The 20731-nt window shown below is 70.6% G+C and carries 22 protein-coding genes and 1 tRNA gene; 10 read left to right on the forward strand and 13 right to left on the reverse strand.

Going from position 1 to position 20731, the window contains the following annotated elements; genetic code table 11:
- Positions 1-31: 31 nt before the first annotated feature.
- The 3 genes from orn to EDF31_RS05135 form a co-directional block, all read right to left on the reverse strand.
- On the reverse strand, positions 32-670 hold the full coding sequence (gene orn, locus EDF31_RS05125; protein ID WP_131845401.1) for an oligoribonuclease: 639 nt from the start codon (positions 668-670) through the stop codon (positions 32-34).
- Between the two features lie 800 nt (positions 671-1470).
- A complete protein-coding gene (locus tag EDF31_RS05130; protein WP_131845402.1) occupies positions 1471-2712 on the reverse strand; it encodes an MFS transporter in 1242 nt (413 codons plus the stop codon).
- Entirely contained in the window at positions 2709-3149 is a 441-nt protein-coding gene (locus tag EDF31_RS05135) for a MarR family transcriptional regulator (RefSeq protein WP_131845403.1), read from the reverse strand. Before EDF31_RS05135 ends, EDF31_RS05130 begins: the two co-directional genes overlap by 4 nt.
- Positions 3150-3230: 81 nt before the next feature.
- On the opposite strand from EDF31_RS05135, the gene EDF31_RS05140 reads away from it, so the two are divergent.
- Together EDF31_RS05140 and EDF31_RS05145 are read left to right on the forward strand one after the other, a co-directional pair.
- The gene (locus EDF31_RS05140; protein ID WP_131845404.1) at positions 3231-3521 is read left to right on the forward strand and encodes an oligoribonuclease; all 291 of its coding nucleotides are present in this window, start codon (positions 3231-3233) and stop codon (positions 3519-3521) included.
- A gap of 29 nt (positions 3522-3550) precedes the next feature.
- Entirely contained in the window at positions 3551-3811 is a 261-nt protein-coding gene (locus tag EDF31_RS05145) for a thioredoxin family protein (RefSeq protein ID WP_131845405.1), read from the forward strand.
- Here the strand turns inward: EDF31_RS05145 and EDF31_RS05150 are convergent.
- The 3 genes from EDF31_RS05150 to EDF31_RS05160 are packed head-to-tail and all read right to left on the reverse strand — an operon-like array spanning position 3755 to position 6959.
- The gene (locus EDF31_RS05150; RefSeq protein WP_131845406.1) at positions 3755-5290 is read right to left on the reverse strand and encodes a DUF6716 putative glycosyltransferase; all 1536 of its coding nucleotides are present in this window, start codon (positions 5288-5290) and stop codon (positions 3755-3757) included. The two genes, EDF31_RS05145 and EDF31_RS05150, sit on opposite strands and share 57 nt — an antisense overlap.
- The gene (locus EDF31_RS05155) at positions 5287-6159 is read right to left on the reverse strand and encodes an N-acetylneuraminate synthase family protein (RefSeq protein WP_131845407.1); all 873 of its coding nucleotides are present in this window, start codon (positions 6157-6159) and stop codon (positions 5287-5289) included. Before EDF31_RS05155 ends, EDF31_RS05150 begins: the two co-directional genes overlap by 4 nt.
- Complete coding sequence (locus EDF31_RS05160) at positions 6156-6959, reverse strand: acylneuraminate cytidylyltransferase family protein (protein ID WP_131845408.1); 804 nt, start codon at positions 6957-6959, stop codon at positions 6156-6158. The genes EDF31_RS05155 and EDF31_RS05160 overlap by 4 nt, the downstream gene beginning before the upstream one ends.
- 112 nt (positions 6960-7071) lie before the next feature.
- On the opposite strand from EDF31_RS05160, the gene EDF31_RS05165 reads away from it, so the two are divergent.
- Positions 7072-7144 (forward strand) — tRNA-Arg (locus EDF31_RS05165).
- Between the two features lie 103 nt (positions 7145-7247).
- On the opposite strand, the gene EDF31_RS05170 is transcribed toward EDF31_RS05165, so the two are convergent.
- Both EDF31_RS05170 and EDF31_RS05175 read right to left on the reverse strand, forming a co-directional pair.
- Complete coding sequence (locus EDF31_RS05170; RefSeq protein WP_131845409.1) at positions 7248-8573, reverse strand: hypothetical protein; 1326 nt, start codon at positions 8571-8573, stop codon at positions 7248-7250.
- An 89-nt stretch (positions 8574-8662) separates the two neighbouring features.
- Positions 8663-8929 (reverse strand): hypothetical protein, encoded by a 267-nt coding sequence (locus tag EDF31_RS05175; protein WP_111086795.1) that lies wholly within the window; start codon positions 8927-8929, stop codon positions 8663-8665.
- 158 nt (positions 8930-9087) lie between these two features.
- Between EDF31_RS05175 and msrA the strand changes: the two genes are divergently transcribed.
- The 3 genes from msrA to EDF31_RS05190 all read left to right on the forward strand — a co-directional run bounded on the left by msrA (position 9088) and on the right by EDF31_RS05190 (position 10639).
- The gene (msrA, locus tag EDF31_RS05180) at positions 9088-9615 is read left to right on the forward strand and encodes a peptide-methionine (S)-S-oxide reductase MsrA (RefSeq protein ID WP_123294007.1); all 528 of its coding nucleotides are present in this window, start codon (positions 9088-9090) and stop codon (positions 9613-9615) included.
- Between the two features lie 37 nt (positions 9616-9652).
- Positions 9653-9856 carry a methyltransferase gene (locus tag EDF31_RS05185; RefSeq protein ID WP_123294006.1) on the forward strand — a complete coding sequence of 68 codons (204 nt, stop codon included), beginning with the start codon at positions 9653-9655 and terminating at the stop codon, positions 9854-9856.
- Positions 9857-9979: 123 nt separating this feature from the next.
- The gene (locus EDF31_RS05190) at positions 9980-10639 is read left to right on the forward strand and encodes a single-stranded DNA-binding protein (RefSeq protein ID WP_131845410.1); all 660 of its coding nucleotides are present in this window, start codon (positions 9980-9982) and stop codon (positions 10637-10639) included.
- A gap of 57 nt (positions 10640-10696) precedes the next feature.
- On the opposite strand, the gene EDF31_RS05195 is transcribed toward EDF31_RS05190, so the two are convergent.
- Complete coding sequence (locus EDF31_RS05195) at positions 10697-11422, reverse strand: hypothetical protein (protein WP_131845411.1); 726 nt, start codon at positions 11420-11422, stop codon at positions 10697-10699.
- A 190-nt stretch (positions 11423-11612) separates the two neighbouring features.
- Between EDF31_RS05195 and ettA the strand changes: the two genes are divergently transcribed.
- Positions 11613-13298: an energy-dependent translational throttle protein EttA gene (gene ettA, locus EDF31_RS05200; RefSeq protein ID WP_111086790.1), complete on the forward strand. Its 1686-nt coding sequence runs from the start codon at positions 11613-11615 to the stop codon at positions 13296-13298.
- Between the two features lie 32 nt (positions 13299-13330).
- The gene (locus tag EDF31_RS05205) at positions 13331-13786 is read left to right on the forward strand and encodes a thioesterase family protein (protein ID WP_131845412.1); all 456 of its coding nucleotides are present in this window, start codon (positions 13331-13333) and stop codon (positions 13784-13786) included.
- Here the strand turns inward: EDF31_RS05205 and EDF31_RS05210 are convergent.
- Positions 13773-14636 (reverse strand): acyl-CoA thioesterase II, encoded by an 864-nt coding sequence (locus tag EDF31_RS05210; protein ID WP_123294002.1) that lies wholly within the window; start codon positions 14634-14636, stop codon positions 13773-13775. The two genes, EDF31_RS05205 and EDF31_RS05210, sit on opposite strands and share 14 nt — an antisense overlap.
- A gap of 47 nt (positions 14637-14683) precedes the next feature.
- Here EDF31_RS05210 and EDF31_RS05215 point away from each other — a divergent pair, with 47 nt between their 5' ends.
- Positions 14684-15385: a hypothetical protein gene (locus EDF31_RS05215; RefSeq protein WP_111086787.1), complete on the forward strand. Its 702-nt coding sequence runs from the start codon at positions 14684-14686 to the stop codon at positions 15383-15385.
- Between the two features lie 37 nt (positions 15386-15422).
- Positions 15423-16265 (forward strand): NAD-dependent epimerase/dehydratase family protein, encoded by an 843-nt coding sequence (locus EDF31_RS05220; protein ID WP_131845413.1) that lies wholly within the window; start codon positions 15423-15425, stop codon positions 16263-16265.
- A gap of 162 nt (positions 16266-16427) precedes the next feature.
- Here the strand turns inward: EDF31_RS05220 and EDF31_RS05225 are convergent, their stop codons facing one another.
- From EDF31_RS05225 to pepN, 3 genes are all read right to left on the reverse strand, one after another.
- Positions 16428-16931: a globin gene (locus EDF31_RS05225; protein WP_279387355.1), complete on the reverse strand. Its 504-nt coding sequence runs from the start codon at positions 16929-16931 to the stop codon at positions 16428-16430.
- Complete coding sequence (locus EDF31_RS05230; RefSeq protein WP_131845414.1) at positions 16928-17995, reverse strand: mechanosensitive ion channel domain-containing protein; 1068 nt, start codon at positions 17993-17995, stop codon at positions 16928-16930. The genes EDF31_RS05225 and EDF31_RS05230 overlap by 4 nt, the downstream gene beginning before the upstream one ends.
- A gap of 77 nt (positions 17996-18072) precedes the next feature.
- Entirely contained in the window at positions 18073-20652 is a 2580-nt protein-coding gene (pepN, locus tag EDF31_RS05235; protein WP_131845415.1) for an aminopeptidase N, read from the reverse strand.
- Positions 20653-20731 lie beyond the last annotated feature (79 nt).

Consider the following 20731-nt stretch of genomic DNA (forward strand, 5'->3'; position numbering starts at 1 on the left):
ATGCTGCGGGCGGTGCCGACCACCCGTGTCGTCACTCGGCTGCGGGCTGCGCCAGGCGCGGTTCCCACTTCTCGACGACCTCGGCCTGGACGGCACGCACCTCGTCCGTGGTCGGCCCCGGCTCGGCGACGAAGCCCGCGCGACGGTAGTACTCGAGCTCGCGGATCGACTCGAGGATGTCCGCGAGGGCCCGGTGCCCGCCGTGCTTCTCCGGCGAGTTGAAGTACACGCGCGGGAACCAGCGGCGGCAGAGCTCCTTGATGCTCGACACGTCGACGCTGCGGTAGTGCAGGTGGCCGTCGACGCGGGGCATGTACTTGGACAGGAACGCGCGGTCGGTGCCGATGGTGTTGCCGGCCAGGGGAGCGGTGCCCTCGGCGGGGACGTGCTCGAGGATGTACTCGAGCACCTGGTACTCGGCATCCGCCAGGCTGACGCCGTCCGGGATCTCCTCGATGAGCCCCGACGTGACGTGCATGTTCGTCACGAACTCGTTCATGTTGTCGAGCGCGGACTGGTCCGGCTTGATGACGATGTCGAATCCGGGGTGCACGGGCTCGAGGTCGAAGTCGGTGATGACCACGGCCACCTCGACGAGTTCGTCGACCTCGAGGTCGAGGCCGGTCATCTCGCAGTCGATCCAGACGAGGCGGTCATTCGCGGTTGCCATGTGCACGATCCTATTCCCGGCCCGCGCACGCCCCGTGCGCAGGTGGTGCGCGGCCGGTGCGCGGCCGCGTCCGCGGCCGCGTCCGCGGCTGCGTACGCGGCTGGTGCGCGCTGGTGCGCGGTCGCGTCCCCGAACCCGCGAGCGGGCGAAATGCCCGGGCCGCGTCGAGAGGCACCCTGGTGTTTCGCCCGCTCGCGGGCGCGGCGGTGCCGGAGGTGCGTGGGGCAGTGGTGGTGACGGTCTGGAGGCCCGGTGCCGGTCCGCCGGGCGCGTGTCGGGCCTCCCGGCTGGTCGCGTCCAGTGCGCGCACCGCGAGCGGGCGAAATGCCGGGGTTGCGCGGCGGGGTGGCGGGGTATTTCGCCCGCTCGGCGAGACGCTCAGCGAGACGCTGGGGAGGGGGCTGCGCTCCGGCCGCTCCGCGCCATCGCGAGCGGGCGAAATGCCCGGGCTGGGTCGGGAGGCACCCGGGTGTTTCGCCCGCTCGCGGAGGCGGAGGGGGCCGTGGTCGCGACCAGCCTGGAGGCCCGGTGGCGGTCCGACGGACTGGCGCCGCGCCTCCAGGCTGGTCGCGACCAGTGCGCAGAGCGCGAGCGGGCGGAATACCCGGGCCACGTTGCAGGGGACCCAGACATTCCGCCCGCTCGCGGCCAGCTGGGCGGACGACGGAGGGCGGACGTGCGTGCGCCCAGTGCGCATCGCGCGAGCGGGCGAAATGCCCGGGTCGCGTCTGGAGACACCCGGGTGTTTCGCCCGCTTGCGCAAGAGGGGGTGGGGTGTGGAAGGGAAGCTCGCGGGGGAGCTAGGACATCTCGCCGGCGCCGATCGCCTCGGCCTCGACGCGCTCCGGCTCGGCGCCGTCGTCCACGCGGCGAAGGACCCTCGTGGTGCAGACGATCACGACGAACGCGCCGGCGACCGACGCTCCGGCGAAGACGTACGCGGCCGAGGGGGCGTACGCGTCGGCGAGCAGGGTCGCGACGGGCGGGGCGATGGCACCGCCGATGAAGCGGACGGCCGAGTACGCGCTCGAGGCGACCGAGCGGGGTAGGTCCGTGGCCTCCATGACGCACTCCGTGAGCACCGTGTTCAGCACACCGAGCACGAGTCCGCCGATGATGACGCAGATGATGAGGCCGACCTGCGAGTCCACGACGACGGCCGCGGCGAAGAGGTCGAGTGCCAGCAGGGGCAGCGCGATCTTCAGCACCGTCGTCCTGCGGAGACGGGCGGTGAGCATCGGGGCGACCCAGACGGAGGTGATCGCGAGACCGAGGCCCCAGCCGAAGAACGTGAAGCCGATGCCGAGCGCACCGAAGCCGAGCGGGAACGGCGTGTAGGCGAGCAGGACGAAGAAGCCGATGTTGTAGAACAGCGCGGTCGCGGCGAGTGCGGCGAGCGCGGGACGGCCGAGGGCGCGGAACGGCGCCGAGAGCTTCGTGGGCGTGGGCTTCTCGAGGCTGCCGGTCTTGAGGAGCGCCACGATCGCGATGAACGCGACGGCCATCAGCGTGGTGACACCGAAGAACGGGCCGCGCCAGCTCACCGACCCGAGCAGGCCGCCGACGAGCGGGCCGACGGCGATGCCGAGCCCGAGCGCGGCCTCGTACAGGATGATCGCCGAGGCGGTCCCGCCCGACGCTGCACCGACGATGGTCGCCAGGGCGGTGGAGATGAAGAGTGCGTTGCCGAGGCCCCAGCCGGCACGGAAGTCGATGATGCTCCACACGCTGTTCGACGTCGCGGCGAGGACCGAGAACACGACGATGAGCGCCAGACCGATGAGCAGGGTGCGCTTCGCGCCGATGCGGCTCGAGACCCAGCTCGTGAAGAACATCGCGACGCCGGTGACGGCCAGGTAGCTCGTGAAGAGCAGCTCGGTCTGCGCCGGAGTCGCCTTGAGCGATCCAGCGATCGCGGGGAGGATCGGATCGACGAGGCCGATGCCCATGAAGGCGACGACGCAGGCGAAGGCGATCGCCCAGACCGCTGAGGACTGCTTGAGGATGGAGCCGGACTGGCCGGCAGGTGCGTGGGCGTTCACGCGGTGGTCTCCGTTCTGGTGGTCGTGCGCTGGGCGATCAGGACGGACGCGTGGTGCAGCACGTCCCAGTCGTCGTCGGTGAGGTCGGCGAACAACGGGCCGACCGTGTCGGTGAGCGTGGCGCGCCAGGCGGTGAGCCGGGCGCGGCCCGCGTCGGTGATCTCGATCAGCTGGCCGCGAGAGTCGTCGGGGTCGACGCTCCGCGTGACCAGGCCGTCGGCGAGCATGCCCGTGACGAGCCGGGTCATCGTGGGCTGCGCCACGCGCGAGGCTGCCGCGAGCTCACCGAGCCGGAGCGGCTCGTCGGACTCGAGGATGCCGAGCGTGCGCCAGACGGCCGCCGACGTGGTGTTGCCCGTCGACTGCGCGGCGCTGCGGATCAGGCGGTTGACGGAGACGAGGAGCGTCTCGATCGTCTGCGCGCGCGTTGCTTCCATAGCTGAACTATATAGTGATGCTATGCATTGCGCAACAGACCGCACCAGGCCGCAACAGGCACCGCCTGGTAGAAGGGATGCATGAGCGACATCACCATCCACGAAGGCGACGAGTACACCGCGATCTTCCACGGCGGACCCTTCGACGGCACGACCGACACCCGCACCGCGACGAGCGACGCGCTGGACGACGAGGTCACGGTGTTCGCCGACGTCGAGGGCCTGCAGACGGCCTTCACCTACCGCGCCACCAAGTCCCGTCAGGTCCTCGACCAGACCTCGGTCGAGTACACCTACGAGCCGGGGGAGTCCGACCCGGTGGACGACCTCGCCGACCGCGGCGACCGCAGCGGCGAGTTCGACCGGGAGTAGAACCCCGCGCCGCCGCGTTGCACGGTCACATGCAGCTCCACCTCTGGACGTCCGCCTTCTGTGCGCCGTGCGCCGCCGCCCGCCGGGTGTCAGCCGAGGCGTCGGCGCTCGTCCCCGGGCTCGCCGTGACCGAACGCGACGTGGCGTCGTACCCCGACGACGCAGAGGACCTCGGCATCCGTTCCACGCCCACGATCATCGTGCGGCGGGAGGACGGTGCCGAGGTCTTCCGTTCACCCGGGGTCCCCACCCGCGACCAGCTCCTGCTGGCGATCGCCAAGGCCCTCTGACCCGGAGTTCGCCGCGCTGCCGGTGGCCGCCGCGCGCGCGCCGCCCGCTGCCCGCTGCGACGTCGGCGCCGACACCACGACCGGCTCCGGCGGGTCGACCAGCGCCCTGGCCTTCCGCGCCAGCCGCTTCGTCGTCCGGATCGGCGCCCCGATCACGAGCGCGAGCCAGCCCAGCGCCGAGCGATCCGCTCCGCCCAGGGCGTTCTTCCGCTCCCAGGCCCGGCGCAGCACCCCGCCCCGGCTGCGGCGTGCGGGTTCCCGGTCGACGAGCGTCCCGGCGTCCCGCTGCACCATGAGCTCGGTGAGCCGGCGCTGCCAGTCGTCGTCCGAGGCCGGGTGGAAGTAGTTGTCCTGCATCCAGCTCGGTCGGACCGTCCCGAACCGGCCGTCCACCAGGTCGACCGAGTCGCCCTCGAGGCCGCTCGACACGAACACCTCGTTGATGAGGTGGCGGCCGATGCCGAAGTCCGTCAGCGTCAGCGCGGGCACACCACGTGCGGCCGCTTCGAGCACCGCCGTCGAGCTGATCGTCACGAGGGCCACCGCACGGTCGAGGTGTTCGGCCATCGGCCCGCTCTCGACCACCAGGTTCGCCGGTGCGTCGGCCGGCACGAGGTCGGGGTAGGGGTGTTCCTCGCGGTGCGTCTGGTGTTCGCCGGCGGCCGCGCGGGTCTTGATCACGACGCGCCACTCCGGGTGCTGCCGTGCGGTCGCGACGAGCCACTCCACGACGAGGGCCCGGTCGACGCGCTCCAGCGGGACGCTCGGCTGGGCAGCGAAGAGGACGGCGTCGCGGACGTGTGCGCCGGGCGCATCGGGCGCGCCCGTGCTGGCGCTGGCAGTCGCGCCCGTGCTGGCGCTCGCGCTCCGGGCGAAGGGCAGCGTGGCGAGCGCGAAGTGCGGCTCGACACCGCCCTCGATGGCCATCTCCTCGTACGCCCGCACCTCGCGGTGGCTGTGCAGCACGAACAGGTCGGCACGCGCACGGAAGAAGATGCCCTTCCACTTCGCCGGGAACGAGATGCCCGGCAGGCCGGACACCAGCACCGGCCGGTCCGGGATCCGACGGTGCACCTCGTCGATGACGAGTTCGGCGACCGGGCCGATCAGGGACACGAGGATGGCGTCGGGCGGATCGACGCGGAGCTCCTCGACGACGGCATCGACGTTCTTCGGCGTCGGCGGATCCGTCCGCAGGTGCGCGAGTCGTGCGTCGAGCCCGCGGAACGCCGAGCGCAGCTGCTTCGCGCTGGCCGAACGCGGCGTCGCGACGGTCCGCAGGTCGAGGTCCCAGCCGGCCGGCGCCGCCGCGAGCAGGTGGGCGCCCCACTTGGCGAACGAGTCGGTGTCGACCAGGGCGACCACACGTCGGCCGCGGGGTGACGGGCCGGACGGGAGGCGCGCCTCCCGTCCGACGGTCGACGCACCCCCGTCAGCCGGCACGTCCAGGGCGCCGGTCTCGTCGACCGGGCCGCTCACGCGCCGACGCGGCGCAGCTTCGCGAGCGGCGCCCGCTCCCCGGGGAAGATCCGCTTCACCCCGTCACCGAGCGCGGTCTCGATGATCCGGATGTCCCGCGCCAGGGTCTTCAGGCCGTGCGGCTCGAGCGAGGCCGCGTGGTCCGAGCCCCACATCGTGCGGTCGAGCGTGATGTGCCGTTCGACCGCGGTGGCGCCGAGGGCGACGGCGGCGATCGAGATCTGCAGGCCCGGCTCGTGGCCGGAGTACCCGACGGGCACGCCCGAGTAGCGGTGCGCGAGGGTGTCGATCATGCGCAGGTTCGCCTCCTCGGCGGGGAGCGGGTACGTCGACGTGGCGTGCATGAGCACGAGGCGGTCGGTTCCGAGGGCGTCGACGGCGGCGTCGATCTGCTCGAGCGTCGACATACCCGTCGACAGGATGACGGGCTTGCCGGTGGCGGCGACGGCCGCGAGCATCCCGAGGTCGGTCACCGTCGCTGAGGCGATCTTGTACGCGACGACGTTGAGGTCCTCGAGGAAGTCCACCGACGGCTCGTCCCAGGGCGAGGCGAACCAGTCCAGGCCGCGCAGCGTCGCGTGGTCGCCGATCTCGATGTACTGGTCGCGGTCGAACTCGACGCGGTAGCGGTACTCCAGGTAGGTCATCTCGCCCCACGGGGTGCTGCGGGGCGTGTTCTTCATGTGCTCGGGGGTGGAGATCGCCGGAGTCCGCTTCTGGAACTTCACGGCCTGCAGCCCGGCGTCGGCGGCGACGTCGATGAGCTGCTTGGCGATGTCGACGTCACCGTTGTGGTTGAGGCCGATCTCGCCGATGAGGTACGCGGGGTGGCCCGCGCCGATCGTGGACGTGCCGATGGTGACGGTCATGGTGCTCCGTTCAGTGCGGGGGCTGCCCGCGTCGGGGATGGGTCGTGGTCCGGGGCGTGGATCGGAACGGCGGCTGCGCGGGCGTCGGCCGTGGCGTGCGCTTCGGTTGCGGCCGTGGCTTCGGCCGTGGCGTCGGCCGCGATCAGGTCGGTCTCGTCATCGATGTCGATCGCGGCGGCGGGGTCGACGGCGATGAGTTCGACGCGGCCGTGGAAGCGGTGCCGGTGCTGCCGGAAGCCGTCGGTCCGCATGACGTACGAGGCGCCGGTCTCGCGGTACTCGGCCGCGCGGTCCTGGCGACGCGGACGGGTGGCCGCGTCGTGGTTCACGGCGACGGCGGAACCGTCGTCGGCGATGCGCCACAGGAACGCGTGCGACGGCGCTGCGGCGAACACGACGTCGGCGTGCCCCTCTGAGACGCGCCGGATCGCCGTGTCGAGGTCGTCCGGGTCGATGAACGGCGAGGTCGCCTGCAGGAACACCAGGACCTCGGGCAGCGCATCGCCGGCGGCCTCGAGTTCGTCGAGCACGTGGAGCAGCGCGGACTCCGACGATGCCTGGTCGCCCGCGAGGTCGGCCGGCCGTCGGACCACGTCGGCGCCGGCGGCGCGGGCCTCGGCGGCGATGGCGTCACCGTCGGTCGTGACGACCACGGCGTCGATCAGTGCTGCGCTGCGTGCCGACTCCACGGCCCGACGGACGAGCGACCGACCTCCGACCGTCCGGAGGTTCTTGCCCGGGATGCCCTTCGAGCCGGCGCGTGCGGGGACGACGGCGAGGACGGTGGCAGAGGAGTGCATCTCCCGGACGGTACGAAGCGCGGGTGTCCCGGAGGCGAACTGTGGGCAGACGACGGCCGAACCGTTCCGGAACCGCTCGAGCGGCGGGTCCCGGTTAGAATCGACGTCGCTCGCCTCCGTAGCTCAGTGGATAGAGCAGGTGGTTTCTACCCACCGTGCCGCGGGTTCGATTCCTGCCGGGGGCACGACGCGAACGGGCCGCCATCCGATCGGATGGCGGCCCGTTGCTCGTTCGTGGGAGTGTCGGACGCTGCGTGCTGCGTGCTGCGTGCTGCGTGTCCGCGCCCGCTACTCGTCGTCGTCCGCGGCGCGGCGGCGGAGTTCGGAGGCGCTGATCGGCTGCGTGTGCGTCGCCTCGGACGTCTCGTCCGCGTCCGTGGGCTCTGCCGGCGCCTGGGTGATGCGGGTCGGGATCGACGTCGTGTTCGTCGTGCCCGGGGTCTCGACCCTCGGAGCAGGAGCGGACGCCGGGGTCGTCGGTGCGCCCGGGGTCGTCGGTGCGCCCGGGGTCGTCGGGACGTCGTTGGCGGGCGTCCGGTTGACGTGGGCGTCGGCCGAGGTGGGCGCCGGCGTCGCGACGGTGGACGACGCGGGACGGTCGGTGCCGCGGGCCGGGGTCACCCGCTCGGAGGTCACCCGGTCGGTGTCGCCGAAGGCCTTGGTGACGGCGTCGTCGTCCACCACCTCGGTGTCGTCGGTGCCGCGGCTCGGGGTCGAGCGTGCGGGTGACGCGGGGGTTCCGAGTGCCGGGCGCACGGGCGGTGCGGCGTCGTCACCGTAGACGCGGGTGGTGTTCTCACCGTAGGAGCGGGTGGCGTTGGCGTCCGACCCACCGCGGTTCACCGAGAACCCGGGTCCTGCAGCGGGAGCGGACGCCGACCCGGCTGCGGCAGCGGGGGCGCCACCGGCGGGGGCCGACCCGGCGTTGGCCGGGGCCGACGGCGCGGAGGCGGGCGTGCCTCCTGGACGCTGTGCCGGACGCAGGGACGTCGTCGTCGGCGTCGGGCGCTCGACGGGAGCGGCCTGAGCGGGCGCTGCCGGGGTCTGCGGGCGGGCGGTGCTGTTCTGGTCGGCGTTCCAGTCCTGCTGGCGCTTGATCAGGTCGGCATCCGGGTCGGGGGACTCGAACTTCCAGCGCTCGAGGTCGGCCTTGAAGAGCTTGCGTGCGCGGCCCGGACGGGCCTGCCACTCGAGCAGGCGGTCGCGGAACTCCGCGAGCGACTGGTCGGCCTGGAAGCTGAAGGTCGACGAGTTCTTCTTGATGTCGGCGATCTCGTGCTGTGCCCAGTTGGCGGCGAGGGGCGCACCCTGCACGGGGAGCAGCCGGAGCCGGATGTCGGCATCCTCTGCCAGGTGGTCCGCGTAGCCGCGTTCGTCGTGCCCGAGCGAACCCCAAGCAGCGGCCTTGCGCGCCGCGGAGATGATCGCCGCGACGGCGGCGTTCTTCGACTCGCGCTCCTGCAGGGCGACGACCCGTTTGGTCGCACCCCGTCCGATGAGCGCCGCGATCACGCCGGCGACGACGATGGCGACGAAGGGGATCACGGCACCCGAGATCACCCGCCACCCGTCGTCGGACGAAGTCCAGTCGGTCAGGTCGTTCCACCAGTCCATGCGCGCACCATACTCACGAAACGGTCAGGCCCCGGGGAGGACGAACGGCGTTCCGCGCATCCGACCCGAGATGATTCCAATCTGGAACATCATGACCAACGGAGGCAGTCCACGGCGTCGTCGGCGGACCACACGTTCGGCAGCTCGACGAACCGACGCTCGGTGGCGACGTAGCGACGGGCGCGGTAGGCGGTGTCACCGGCGACGTCGATGCGGTCGACGTAGCCGACGATCTCGCCGTTGGCGCGGGTCACGCGGCTCAGGTCATCGCGGACGTCGAGGATGCGGTAGTCGCCGCGCGACCGGGAGAGCGGGACGGTGCGGATCCGCAGTGCGGGTTCGGTCGTGGTCTGCATCGTGGCCTCCTGGTCGGTGTGGTCTCGACGCTACGGGCCACCACCGACACGCCGGGGCTCTGTCGACGCATCGTGGACGGCGGGACGAGCGGTGCGTGCTGTGGAGGGGGTGTCCCCTGTCCAACCCCGCACGGATGTCGGGGAGGTAGGTTGTGGCCATGACCACATTCGTGCTCGCAGGTGGGTGTTTCTGGTGTCTCGATGCCGTGTACCGCACGCTCCAGGGTGTGCAGGACGTGGAGTCCGGCTACATCGGCGGTCGGGTGGAGAACCCGTCGTACGAGTTGGTGTGCACGGGCTCGACCGGTCACGCCGAGGCCGTCGCGGTCACCTTCGACGAGACGGTGATCCCGGCCGAGGTCATCCTCGACGTCTTCTTCACGCTGCACGACCCGCGGCAGCTGAACCGGCAGGGCGCTGACGTCGGCACGCAGTACCGCTCGGCGATGTTCCCGGCGGACGACGCGCAGCGCGCGCTCTTCGAGCAGGCGATCCAGCGCGCATCCGACATCTGGGACGGCGGGATCGTCACCACGATCGAGCCGCTCACGACGTTCTACGCGGCGGAGGAGTACCACCAGGACTTCTTCGCGAAGAACCCCGGTCAGGGCTACTGCCTCGCAGTGGCGCTGCCGAAGGTGAACAAGGTCCGCAAGGCCTACAGTCAGTACATCCTGGCGTCCTGATCCTCGGGCGTCGGGGCCACGAGGAGGTGGTCGAACGATGACGAACAACACCGGGACCTGGGTCGCGATCGGTCCGGCGGGTGCGGTGGGCAGCATCCACCGTGCCGCGGACGGCTTCCAGGTCGAGCTCTACGGACGAGGGCGCGCCGGCGGGCTCTACCCGTCGCTCGAGTCGGCGAAGGGCGCGGTCCACGCTGCGCTCGGCCCGCTCGCGGCGCGGCCCGAGTTCCGAGCGCACTAGCGGTCCAGGGCCGGACAGGAGGCCCGGGGGACTCGTCCTCCACAGGTCGCCTGATCGGGTCCACACGCCACAGATCGAGCCCGGGGCTGCTCCCGCAGCCCCGGGCTCGATGACGATCGACGCATGAACGACATCATCACCGTCTGCGGAATCGTCGCCACGGAACCCCGTCACCTCGTCACCGAGACCGGCATCGCCATCACGAGCCTGCGGCTCGCCTCACCGTCACGTCGATGGGACCGGGCCAGCGCGGCCTGGGTCAACGGTGCGACCAACTGGTACACCGTCACCGCGTTCCGCTCCCTCGCGTCGAACGTGTTCAAGTCCCTGAAGAAGGGCGACCGCATCGTCGTCTCCGGCCGCGTCCGGATCCGCACCTGGGAGCGCGACGGCCGGGGTGGTACCTCGGTTGAGATCGACGCCGACGGCATCGGGCACGACCTGGCGTGGGGCATCAGCAACTGGGTCCGGGTGCCGCGGCAGGTGAACGACACGGCGTCGGGGCACGGCGGGGTGCGGGGCGTCGATCCCCGGACCGGCGAGGTGCACGGCGGCGGGCTGGGCGCCGCTCCTGCGCTCGACGGTCAGGCGCACGAGCACGAGTCCGACCACGGGGGCGTGCCCGACCACGAAGACGAGGACGAGGACGAGGCCGGGAGCGACCACCGGCTCGACGACGCGGACCCGGTCGGGCCGTCAGAGCGCATGCTCGAACAGGACGGCGCCGCGTTCGACCCCGACGCGCCGGACCACGACGCGCCCCTCGACCGGGTCGCGGCGTGAACCGGGCTGCGGCGTGAACCGGGCCGCCGCGTGAACCGGGTCAGACGCGCCGGACGGTCACCACTTCTGCGCGATCATCGCGATGCCGGACACCTGCTCGGTGTCCCAGTTCCCACCGCGCGGCAGTCCGGCGACCCGGCCGTCGATCTTGAAGGTCGCGCCCTGGATCCTCGGCTTGTTCGTCTGCGTCGCCTTCAGCCCGCGGAACGAGAAGCTCGTGTTCCACGTGCCGTTCAGGCCGGTCTGGCCCTTCCGGTCGCCGACGGTGATGCGCGTGTTCTGCACGGTCGAGTGCACGACGTCGCCGTTCAGTCGGGCGTTCGCCTCGGCGTTGAAGAACAGCCGGCCGTCCAGGTTGAGCTTGAGGGTGCCGATCGTCTTGTGGTTCACGATCATCGTCGCGACGTCGTTCTTGTACCAGCGCATCCCGATCGGCGTGAGCTTGTTCGTCGCCGGACCGAGGTAGCCGTAGGTGAACTTGCCGTTCTGCACGCGCTCCCAGATGTAGCGCGGCTTGCCCTTGCTCTCGGGGGACCCCTTGTCCGACTGGATGCCGAAGGAGTAGGCGTTGTTGTGGGCGTCGTGGACGTTGATGTACGACGAGTAGCCCGTGCCGGACCCGTTGGCGCTGATGCTCGCCGTGTAGAGCAGGTACGGGTCGCCTTTCGGGACGGCACCGGCAGCCGATGCCGGCGCGGCCGGTGCGACGAGGGTGACGGTGAGCGCGATCGCTCCGACGAAGGGGAGCGCGAGTCGGCGCAGTCGTGTGGCGTGCCTGGTCATGGTTGTCATCCCGTCCGTGATCCTGGATCGGTCCGCGTCGTGGTGAGCGACGGTCCCCGAGGTGGTTGGCGAGGACAAGCTACGTCGTCGCCAGGGATCCCGACAGACCCCCGTCCCGCCGGGTGCGCGAAGCGGCGATCCCGTTCCGGGCGCGCGACGCACCGACGGGGTCACTACACTTGGGGCCGATATGGCTGAGTACATCTACCAGATGGTCCGCGCCCGCAAGGCGGTCGGCGACAAGCTGATCCTCGACGACGTCACGATGTCGTTCCTCCCCGGCGCCAAGATCGGCGTCGTGGGACCGAACGGTGCGGGCAAGTCGACGATCCTGAAGATCATGGCCGGTCTCGACCAGCCGTCGAACGGTGAGGCGAAGCTCACGCCGGGCTTCACCGTCGGCATCCTCATGCAGGAGCCGGAGCTCGACGAGACGAAGACCGTCCTCGAGAACGTCCAGGAAGGCGTCGGCGAGATCCACGCGAAGCTCGCCCGCTTCAACGAGATCTCCGCACTGATGGCCGAGCCCGACGCCGACTTCGACGCGCTCCTCGCCGAGATGGGCACGCTGCAGGAAGAGATCGACGCCGCCGACGCGTGGGACCTCGACTCGCAGCTCGAACAGGCCATGGCCGCGCTCCAGTGCCCCCCGGGGGACGAGCTCGTCACGCACCTGTCCGGCGGTGAGAAGCGTCGTGTCGCACTCTGCAAGCTCCTGCTCCAGAAGCCCGACCTGCTCCTGCTCGACGAGCCCACCAACCACCTGGACGCCGAGAGCGTGCAGTGGCTCGAGCAGCACCTGCAGCAGTACCACGGCGCCGTCCTCGCCGTGACCCACGACCGGTACTTCCTGGACCACGTCGCCCAGTGGATCGCCGAGGTCGACCGTGGTCGCCTCTACCCGTACGAGGGCAACTACTCGACGTACCTCGAGAAGAAGCGTGCGCGCCTCGAGGTGCAGGGCAAGAAGGACGCGAAGCTCGCGAAGCGCCTGTCCTCCGAGCTCGACTGGGTCCGCAGCAACACCAAGGGTCGTCAGGCGAAGTCGAAGGCCCGTCTCGCCCGGTACGAAGAGATGGTCACCGAGGCCGAGCGCACCCGCAAGCTCGACTTCGAGGAGATCGTGATCCCCGTCGGCCCGCGTCTGGGCTCGCAGGTCATCGACGCCGAGAAGCTGCACAAGCAGTTCGGTGAGCGCGTCATCATCGGTGACCTGTCGTTCACGCTGCCCCGCAACGGCATCGTCGGCGTCATCGGCCCGAACGGTGTCGGCAAGACGACGCTGTTCAAGACGATCGTCGGGCTCGAACCCCTCGACGGCGGCACGCTGAAGATCGGCGACACCGTCGACATCTCGTACGTCGACCAGAGCCGTGGCGGCATCGACCCGAACAAGAACCTGTGGGAGGTCGTGTCCGACGGGCTCGACTACATCCAGGTCGGCAAGACCGAGATCCCGTCCCGCGCCTACGTCTCGCAGTTCGGGTTCAAGGGCCCGGACCAGCAGAAGCGTGCCGGCATCCTGTCCGGTGGCGAGCGCAACCGCCTGAACCTCGCGCTGACGCTCAAGCAGGGCGGCAACTTGCTGCTGCTCGACGAGCCGACGAACGACCTGGACGTCGAGACCCTCGGCAGCCTCGAGAACGCCCTGCTCGAGTACCCCGGTTGCGCCGTGGTCATCACCCACGACCGGTGGTTCCTCGACCGCATCGCGACCCACATCCTGGCGTGGGAAGGCCTCAACGAGGACGGCACGCCGAACTGGTACTGGTTCGAGGGCAACTTCGAGGCGTACGAGGAGAACAAGATCGAGCGCCTCGGTGCCGATGCCGCGAAGCCCGGGCGCGCGACGTACCGCAAGCTCACCCGCGACTGACCCGCGTGGCGAGACTGCACGCTCCCATCCGCATGCGGTGGAGCGACATCGACGCCTACGGCCACGTCAACAACGCCGCGATGCTGCGCCTGCTCGAAGAGGCGCGCATCGTGGGGTTCTGGGGTCCGGACGAGGGTGAGCTGTCGGCGGACGGCAGCCTGCCCGAGCCGATCATCGACGGTCGGCCGGGCTCCGGCACGATGACGGTGATCGCCGGACAGCGCCTCGAGTACCTCGCGTCGATCCCGTACCTGCGCCAGCCGCTCGACATTCAGATGTGGATCGGGCGGCTCGGTGGGGCGAGCGTCGACGTGTCGTACGAGGTCTGGTCGCCGGTCGGGCAGCAGCCGGCCGAGCTCTACACCCGGGCGACGACCGCGCTCGTCATGGTGGACGCCGCCACGAACCGACCTCGGCGGCTGACCGCGGCCGAGCGTGCGGCGTGCGAGCAGTACCTCGAGGCCCCGGTGGAGTTCAGCCGCCCGTAGGGACCCGCATCATGCCCTCCTGCGCCACGGTCGCCAGCAGGCGTCCGTCGCGGGAGAACATCCGGCCGAACGCGAGTCCCCGGCCGCCCTGCGCGCTGGGGGACTCCTGCGTGTACAGGATCCACTCGTCGGCCCGACCGTCGCGGTGCCACCACATCGCGTGGTCGAGGCTGGCGCTCTTCACGCCGGGCGTGCCCCAGGCGACGCCGTGCCGCCGCATGATCGGTTCGAGGATCGACAGGTCGCTGGCGTACCCGAGGACCGCACGGTGCAGCGCCGGGTCGTCCGGCAGGTCGCCCTGCACACGGAACCAGACCGCCTGGTGCGGCACGTGCTCGCCCTGCACGTCGACGAAAACCGGTCCCTCGACGTGCCGCAGGTCGATCGAGCGCTCGGCCCAGGCCTTGGCGACCGGGTGGTCGATGGTGGACAGGATCGACGCGGCGGACGGCAACGACTCCGGTGACGGCGTGTCCACCGGGTACGGGTCCTGGTGCTCGACCCCGGTGTCCGGCACCTGGAACGACGCGATCATCGAGAAGATCGGCACACCGCGCTGGTAGGCCTGCACGCGCCGCGTCGCGAAGGACCGGCCGTCGTGGATGCGTTCGACGCCGAAGGTGATCGGCACGTCGATGTCGCCGGGGCGCAGGAAGTACCCGTGCATCGAGTGGATGTCACGCCCCTCGATGGTGGCCTGCGCAGCGACGATGCACTGGGCGAGCACCTGGCCGCCGAACACCCGTCCGCCGGGAGACCAGTGGTTCGCGCCGGTGAGGATCGTCTCACCCGTGCTCGCACCGGTGTCCTCGAGTCGGAGGGTCCGCAGGAAGTCGGGTTCGCCGTTCACGTGGTGCAGTCTACGAACACAGGGTGCGCCGGTAGGATCGGTTCGACATGGGCACCTCGTTCACGCTTCCCGACGCCGCCTCCCTCGGGGACCTCCGCACGTACCTCGGACGTGCCGCTCGGATCGAGGACGGTTCGGTCCGGTTCATCGCCGACTCCGGTGTCCTCGCGGTCTACACGGCGATCCTGTACCCCCTCGGACTCCTCGACGAGCTGCCGACGGTGCTCGGTCTCCGCACGTTCTCGCTCACCGAGCCCGCGACGATCGACGCCGTGGTGCCGCTGCAGTCCCTGCTCGAGCGGCTCCGGCTCCTCGCCGAGGCACAGGACGCCGAGCACGCCGACGGCGCCGACCCGACGCGGGCCACCCCGATCGAGGTCGAGCTCCCGCACGAGGTCCACACCGTGACGTGGGCGGCTATCTCCCCGCCCCGTGGCGGATGGGTGCCGCTTCCCGACGTCTCGCCGGAGCTGCTGCGCCGCGCCACCCGTGACGGCATCGCCGAGGTCGCCGACGCCGTCCCGACCAACGCGGGCGAGGCGATCATCCGCAAGGTCCGATCCGAGGTCTGGGGCCGTCCGGTGCCGGGCATCGAGCACCTGCCCGCTGGTGCAGGTTTCGCGGGGGAGAGCCTCGGCTTCCTCGGGCACGACCCGGTCCGCCTGTTCGAGACCGGTCCGTGGAGCCGTCTGACGACGTCGCGCGGGCACGTGCTCGTCAAACGCCGCGCCTGGACCCTGAACCTGTAGCGAACGTCACGTCCTGGCCAGGTGGTTGGCTGGCCGCATGCACGTCTTGCTCACCGGTGCGTCCGGGTACATCGGTTCCTCTGTCCTCCGGGCCCTCGTCGCCCACGGGCACGAGGTGACCGCCATCGTCCGCTCCGACGAGAAGGCGCAGCACGTGCGTGACGCCGGTGGGCACGCCCTCGTCGGGGACGTCACCGACACCGAGGTCGTCGAACGACTGGTGCACGAGACCGACGGCGTCGTCCACACGGCGTCCGCGCCCGACGTCGACCCGGACTTCACCGCGACGGTCCTTCGCGCGTCCGCCGGCACACCGAAGCCGTTCGTGCACACCGGTGGCATCTTCACCTTCGGCAACTCGACGGACATCTCCGAGCAGTCGCCGATCGATCCGCCCGAGTTGACGTCGTGGCGCACGGCGAACGAGGCTGCCGTGCGGGCGAGTGATGTGCGGACCACGATCGTCGCGCCGGGCATCGTGTACGGGCGAGGTGCCGGCATCCCGGCGATGTTCGTCAGCGACGGCACCCAGCCGGTCACGCTGGTCGGTGACGGCTCGCAGCGCTGGACCACGGTGCACGTCGACGACCTCGGCGAGCTCTACGTCCTCGCGCTGGAGCGTGCCGAGCAGGACGGGTACATCGTCGCCGCGACCGGGGACAACCCGACGGTGCGCGAACTCGCCGAAGTGGGGGCGCACGGCGCACGGGTCGTGGCCGAGAGCGTCGATGCTTCGCGCGAGCGACTCGGTGGGGCCTTCGCCGACGCGCTGCTCCTGCACCAGGAGGCGTCCGGAGCCCACGCCCGCTCCGCCTTCGGCTGGAACCCGACGCACCCGTCCTTGGTCCAGGACCTCGCCGCCGGCTCGTACGCGCGCTGAGGACGACGAACGGCCATCGACGACGGCGTCAGCGCCGTCGAGGTTCCACAACAGGCCGCGCACCGTTCGCCGAGGTTCCACGAACGGGACGAGGCGGCGCCGAGATGTGCAGATTTCGGAACCTGAACGGCAGTCGGAACCTGGGCGGCTGAAGAGCGGGCGTCAGTCGAAGGTGTTCGTCATGGCGTGCGCGGCACGGTCGAGGTACGCCCAGAGCTCGGCCTCGTCGAGGGGTGCGAGCTGCAGGGACTCGACGGCCTCGCGCATGTGGTGCAGCCAGCGCTCGCGGGCCTCGGACGTGATGCGGAACGGGTTGTGCCGCATCCGGAGCCGGGGGTGTCCGCGTTCCTCACTGTAGGTGCCCGGCCCGCCCCAGTACTGCTGCAGGAAAGCCGACAGGCGCCAGATCGCGCCCTCGAGGTCGTCGGCCGGGTACATCGGCCAGATGACGTCGTCCTGCTGCACGCCCTCGTAGAAGCGGCGCACGAGCCGGTCGAAGGTCGGGGCGCCACCGATGCGGTCGAAGAGCGAGCCGGTGGCCGAGGCCCCGTGCTCGCCGACCCGCAGCGTGATCGGCTGCGCCGGAACACCCGGCACGCCGGGCATGCCGGGCATGCCGAGCCCACCCCCGCCGGGGCCGCTGCTCGGGGGTGTGGGATCGGTCACTGGGGGTCCTTCCCGCCGTCGTGGTGGTCGTCGGTCCGGATGGGTTGCCCGAGCACGTTGCGCTTGGAGCGGCGCGGCTTGGTCGGCGCCGGGGTGGGACGCGTCTGCACCGACCGCAGCCCGTTGATCGAGGTCGCGTTCTCCCAGCCCTCGGGCATGATCATCGCCATCGCCGGCAGGGTGACTCCGATCTCGTCGACGGCGTGCTTCAGGCGGGCGCGGAGTTCGCGGCCGACGACGTCGAGTTCGGAGGCGCGGGTCTTCACGACGAGGCGGAACACCATGCCGTCGGGGGAGACCGACTGCAGCCCCCAGATCTCAGGCTTCTCGACGATGCGCTGGCGCCAGCGGGGCTCCTGCGACATGGTGACGGCGGCCGCGAGCAGGGCGTCCTGCACGGCGTCGATGTCGGTGTCGTAGGGGACGGTGATGTCGACGAGGACGCGCGACCAGCCCTGGGACAGGTTGCCGACGCGCAGGATCTGCCCGTTCGGCACGAACCACAGGATCCCGTTGACGTCGCGCACCTGCATGACTCGGAGCCCGACGTTCTCGACGACGCCCGTGGCCTGCCCGGTGTCGACGACGTCGCCGACGCCAGCCTGGTCCTCGAGGATCATGAAGATGCCGGACAGCAGGTCCTTCACGATCGACTGTGCGCCGACGGCGAGGCCCGCGGCGACGAGCGACGCGCCACCGACGATGCCGACGGCGGCGTTCGGCACCAGGAGCGGGATGATCACGACCAGGGCGATCACCACGACGATGACCGTGGCCAGGTTCTGCAGGACGCTCCCGAGTGTGCGGGTGCGCTGCACGACGCGTGCGGTCTGCACCGGCGACGCGATGAGCGCCTGCGTGTCGGTCGCTCCCTGTCGCTTCTTGACGCCGGAGACGACGCGGTCGACGACCTGACGAATCACTCGGCGCAGGATCAGCCGGAGGATGATCGCGACGAGGATCGTGATCACGATGACGATCGCGTCGTGCCAGGTGGTGACGAAGTCGGTGAAGGCGTTGGAGACGGCCTTCGTGGTCTCATCGGTGGTTGCAGCGAGGCTCATGATCCGGTCGATGCTAGAGGGCGGGGCCTCGGCGTTCCATGAGGAACGCCAAGACCCCGCCGATCAGTCACTCGAGCTCAGGCGTCGGCAGCCTGCACCCGGAGCGCACGCTCCGTGCCCGCGACGCTCTCGGACACGATGCGCCGCAGCGCCGGGGTCTCCGGGTGCGCCTCGAGCCACGCGTGGGCGGCGTCGCGGAGCTCGGCCGACGCGAGCGGCGCCGGGTAGAGGCCCGAGACGATGGTGTCGGCCATGTGGTAGCTGCGCTCGGCCCAGATGCGGGTGAGCACCTCGAAGTACTTCGGTACGAGGCCTTCGAGCACGACGGGGCTGTTCACGTGCTGGAACCCGACCGTGGTCTGGCGCACGATCGCGTTCGGCAGCTCGGAGGAGTCGACGAGCGACGCGAAGGCGGCCAGCTTGCCCTCGGCGGTCGGGATCGTCGCACGGGCGCGGGCCGCGGCCTGCTCACCCGACGCGGTCTTGTCGGCCGCGAGTTCCGCGTCGACCTCGGCATCGGAGGCGGCACCGGCGAGCACGAGGCCCTCGAGCAGCTCCCAGCGCAGGTCGGTGTCGATCTCGAGCCCGTTCAGTGTGACCGAACCGTCGCGCAGCCCCTGCAGGGTGGCGACGTGCTCGGGTGTCGACGCGATCTGCGCGAAGAACTTCACGAACTGGAACTGGGCGTCCGACCCGGCCTCGGCCGAGGCCGCGAGCTGCCAGAGCGTCTCGCCCACCGTGCGGACCGTGGCGTCGACCTTCGACGGCGCCACGTAGTTGCGCGTCGTCAGGAGGAGCTGCGACAGGGTCGTGCGGATGGTCGTCGACTCGGATTCGGTCGCGATGTTGCCGAGCGCGAGCCGGACGTAGTCGCTGGCGGGCGATTCGGCGTCGCGCGTGGCATCCCACATCGCACCCCACACGATGGAGCGCGCGAGCGGGTTCGCGATGGCCGCGAGGTGCTCGATCGCCGTCGTGCGGGACTGCTCGTCGAGACGGATCTTGGCGTAGGCCAGGTCGTCGTCGTTGAGGAGCACGAGGTCGCCGCGCTGCACGCCGACGAGCTCGGGGACCTCGGTGCGTGCGCCGTCGACGTCGATCTCGACGCGGTGCACGCGCTCGAGCTTGCCGCCGGACGACGCGGTGTCGGCACCGAACGGCGCGGAGTCGTCCGTCCCGAAGGAGTAGACGCCGATGGCCAGGCGGTGCGGGCGGAGCGTCGGGTAGTCGGCCGGCGCTTCCTGCAGGACGGCGAACGCGGTGATCGCGCCGGACGCGTCGACCTCGATCTCCGGGCGGAGCGTGTTGACGCCCGCGGTCTCGAGCCAGAGCTTCGACCACTCGGACAGGTCACGGCCGCTGGTGGCCTCGAGCTCGACGAGCAGGTCACGCAGCTCGGTGTTCGAGTGGTGGTGCTTCTTGAAGTAGGCCGAGACGCCGGCGAAGAACGCGTCGATGCCGACCCACGCCACGAGCTGCTTCAGGACGGAGCCGCCCTTGGCGTACGTGATGCCGTCGAAGTTGACCTGGACGTCCTCGAGGTCGTTGATCGTCGCGACGATCGGGTGGGTCGAGGGGAGCTGGTCCTGGCGGTAGGCCCAGGACTTCTCCATCGCCTGGAACGTGGTCCAGGCCTCGGTCCACTCGGTGGCCTCGGCGGTGGCGATCGTGGAGGCCCACTCGGCGAACGACTCGTTCAGCCACAGGTCGTTCCACCACTTCATGGTGACGAGGTCGCCGAACCACATGTGCGCGAGCTCGTGCAGGATCGTGACGACCCGGCGCTCCTTGATGGCGTCGGTCACCTTCGAGCGGAAGACGTAGGTCTCGGTGAACGTGACCGCGCCCGCGTTCTCCATCGCACCGGCGTTGAACTCCGGCACGAAGAGCTGGTCGTACTTCTCGAACGGGTACGGGACGTCGAACTTCTCCTCGTAGTAGGCGAAGCCCTTCTTCGTGGTCTCGAACACGTACTCGGGGTCGAGGTACTCGGCCAGCGACTTGCGCGCGAAGACGCCGAGCGGGACGGTCCGGCCGTCGCTGCTCGTCAGTTCGTCGCGGACGACCTCGTACGGGCCGGCGATGAGCGCGGTGATGTAGCTCGAGATGGTCGCGGTGGGCGGGAAGGCCCAGGTCGCGTTCTCACCGTCGACGTGGGGCTCGGGCGTCGGGGAGTTCGACACGACCTGCCACCGTGACGGCGCCGTCACGGTGAAGGAGAACTGTGCCTTGAGGTCGGGCTGCTCGAACACCGCGAACATGCGGCGCGAGTCGGGGACCTCGAACTGGGAGTACAGGTACACCTCGTCGTCCACGGGGTCGACGAAGCGGTGCAGGCCCTCGCCGGTGTTCGTGTACAGCGCGTCACTGACGACCACGAGCTCGTTCTGCTCCTGCAGGTCGTCGAGCTGGATGCGGACGCCGTCGTTCACCGCGGCGACGTCGAGCGCGGTGTCGTTCAGGGTGACGGAGTGCACGGTCTTCGTGATCGCGTCGATGAACGTGGACGCACCGGCGGTCGCGGTGAAGCGCACGCGGGTGGTGCTGCCGAACGTCTCGGCGCCGCGGGTCAGGTCGAGCTCGACGTCGTACGTCTGCACGCTGACGATGCCGGCACGTTCCTGGGCTTCGGTTCTGGTGAGGTTCTCTCCGGGCACGCAACGCTCCATCTTCGCTGAGGACGCGGACGATCGTGGTCCGCGAGGGGGAGTCCCGGCACGGCGTCGTGCACCGGCG

Origin of the sequence: Curtobacterium sp. PhB142 (assembly GCF_004341255.1) — a bacterium.
GTDB lineage: Bacteria > Actinomycetota > Actinomycetes > Actinomycetales > Microbacteriaceae > Curtobacterium.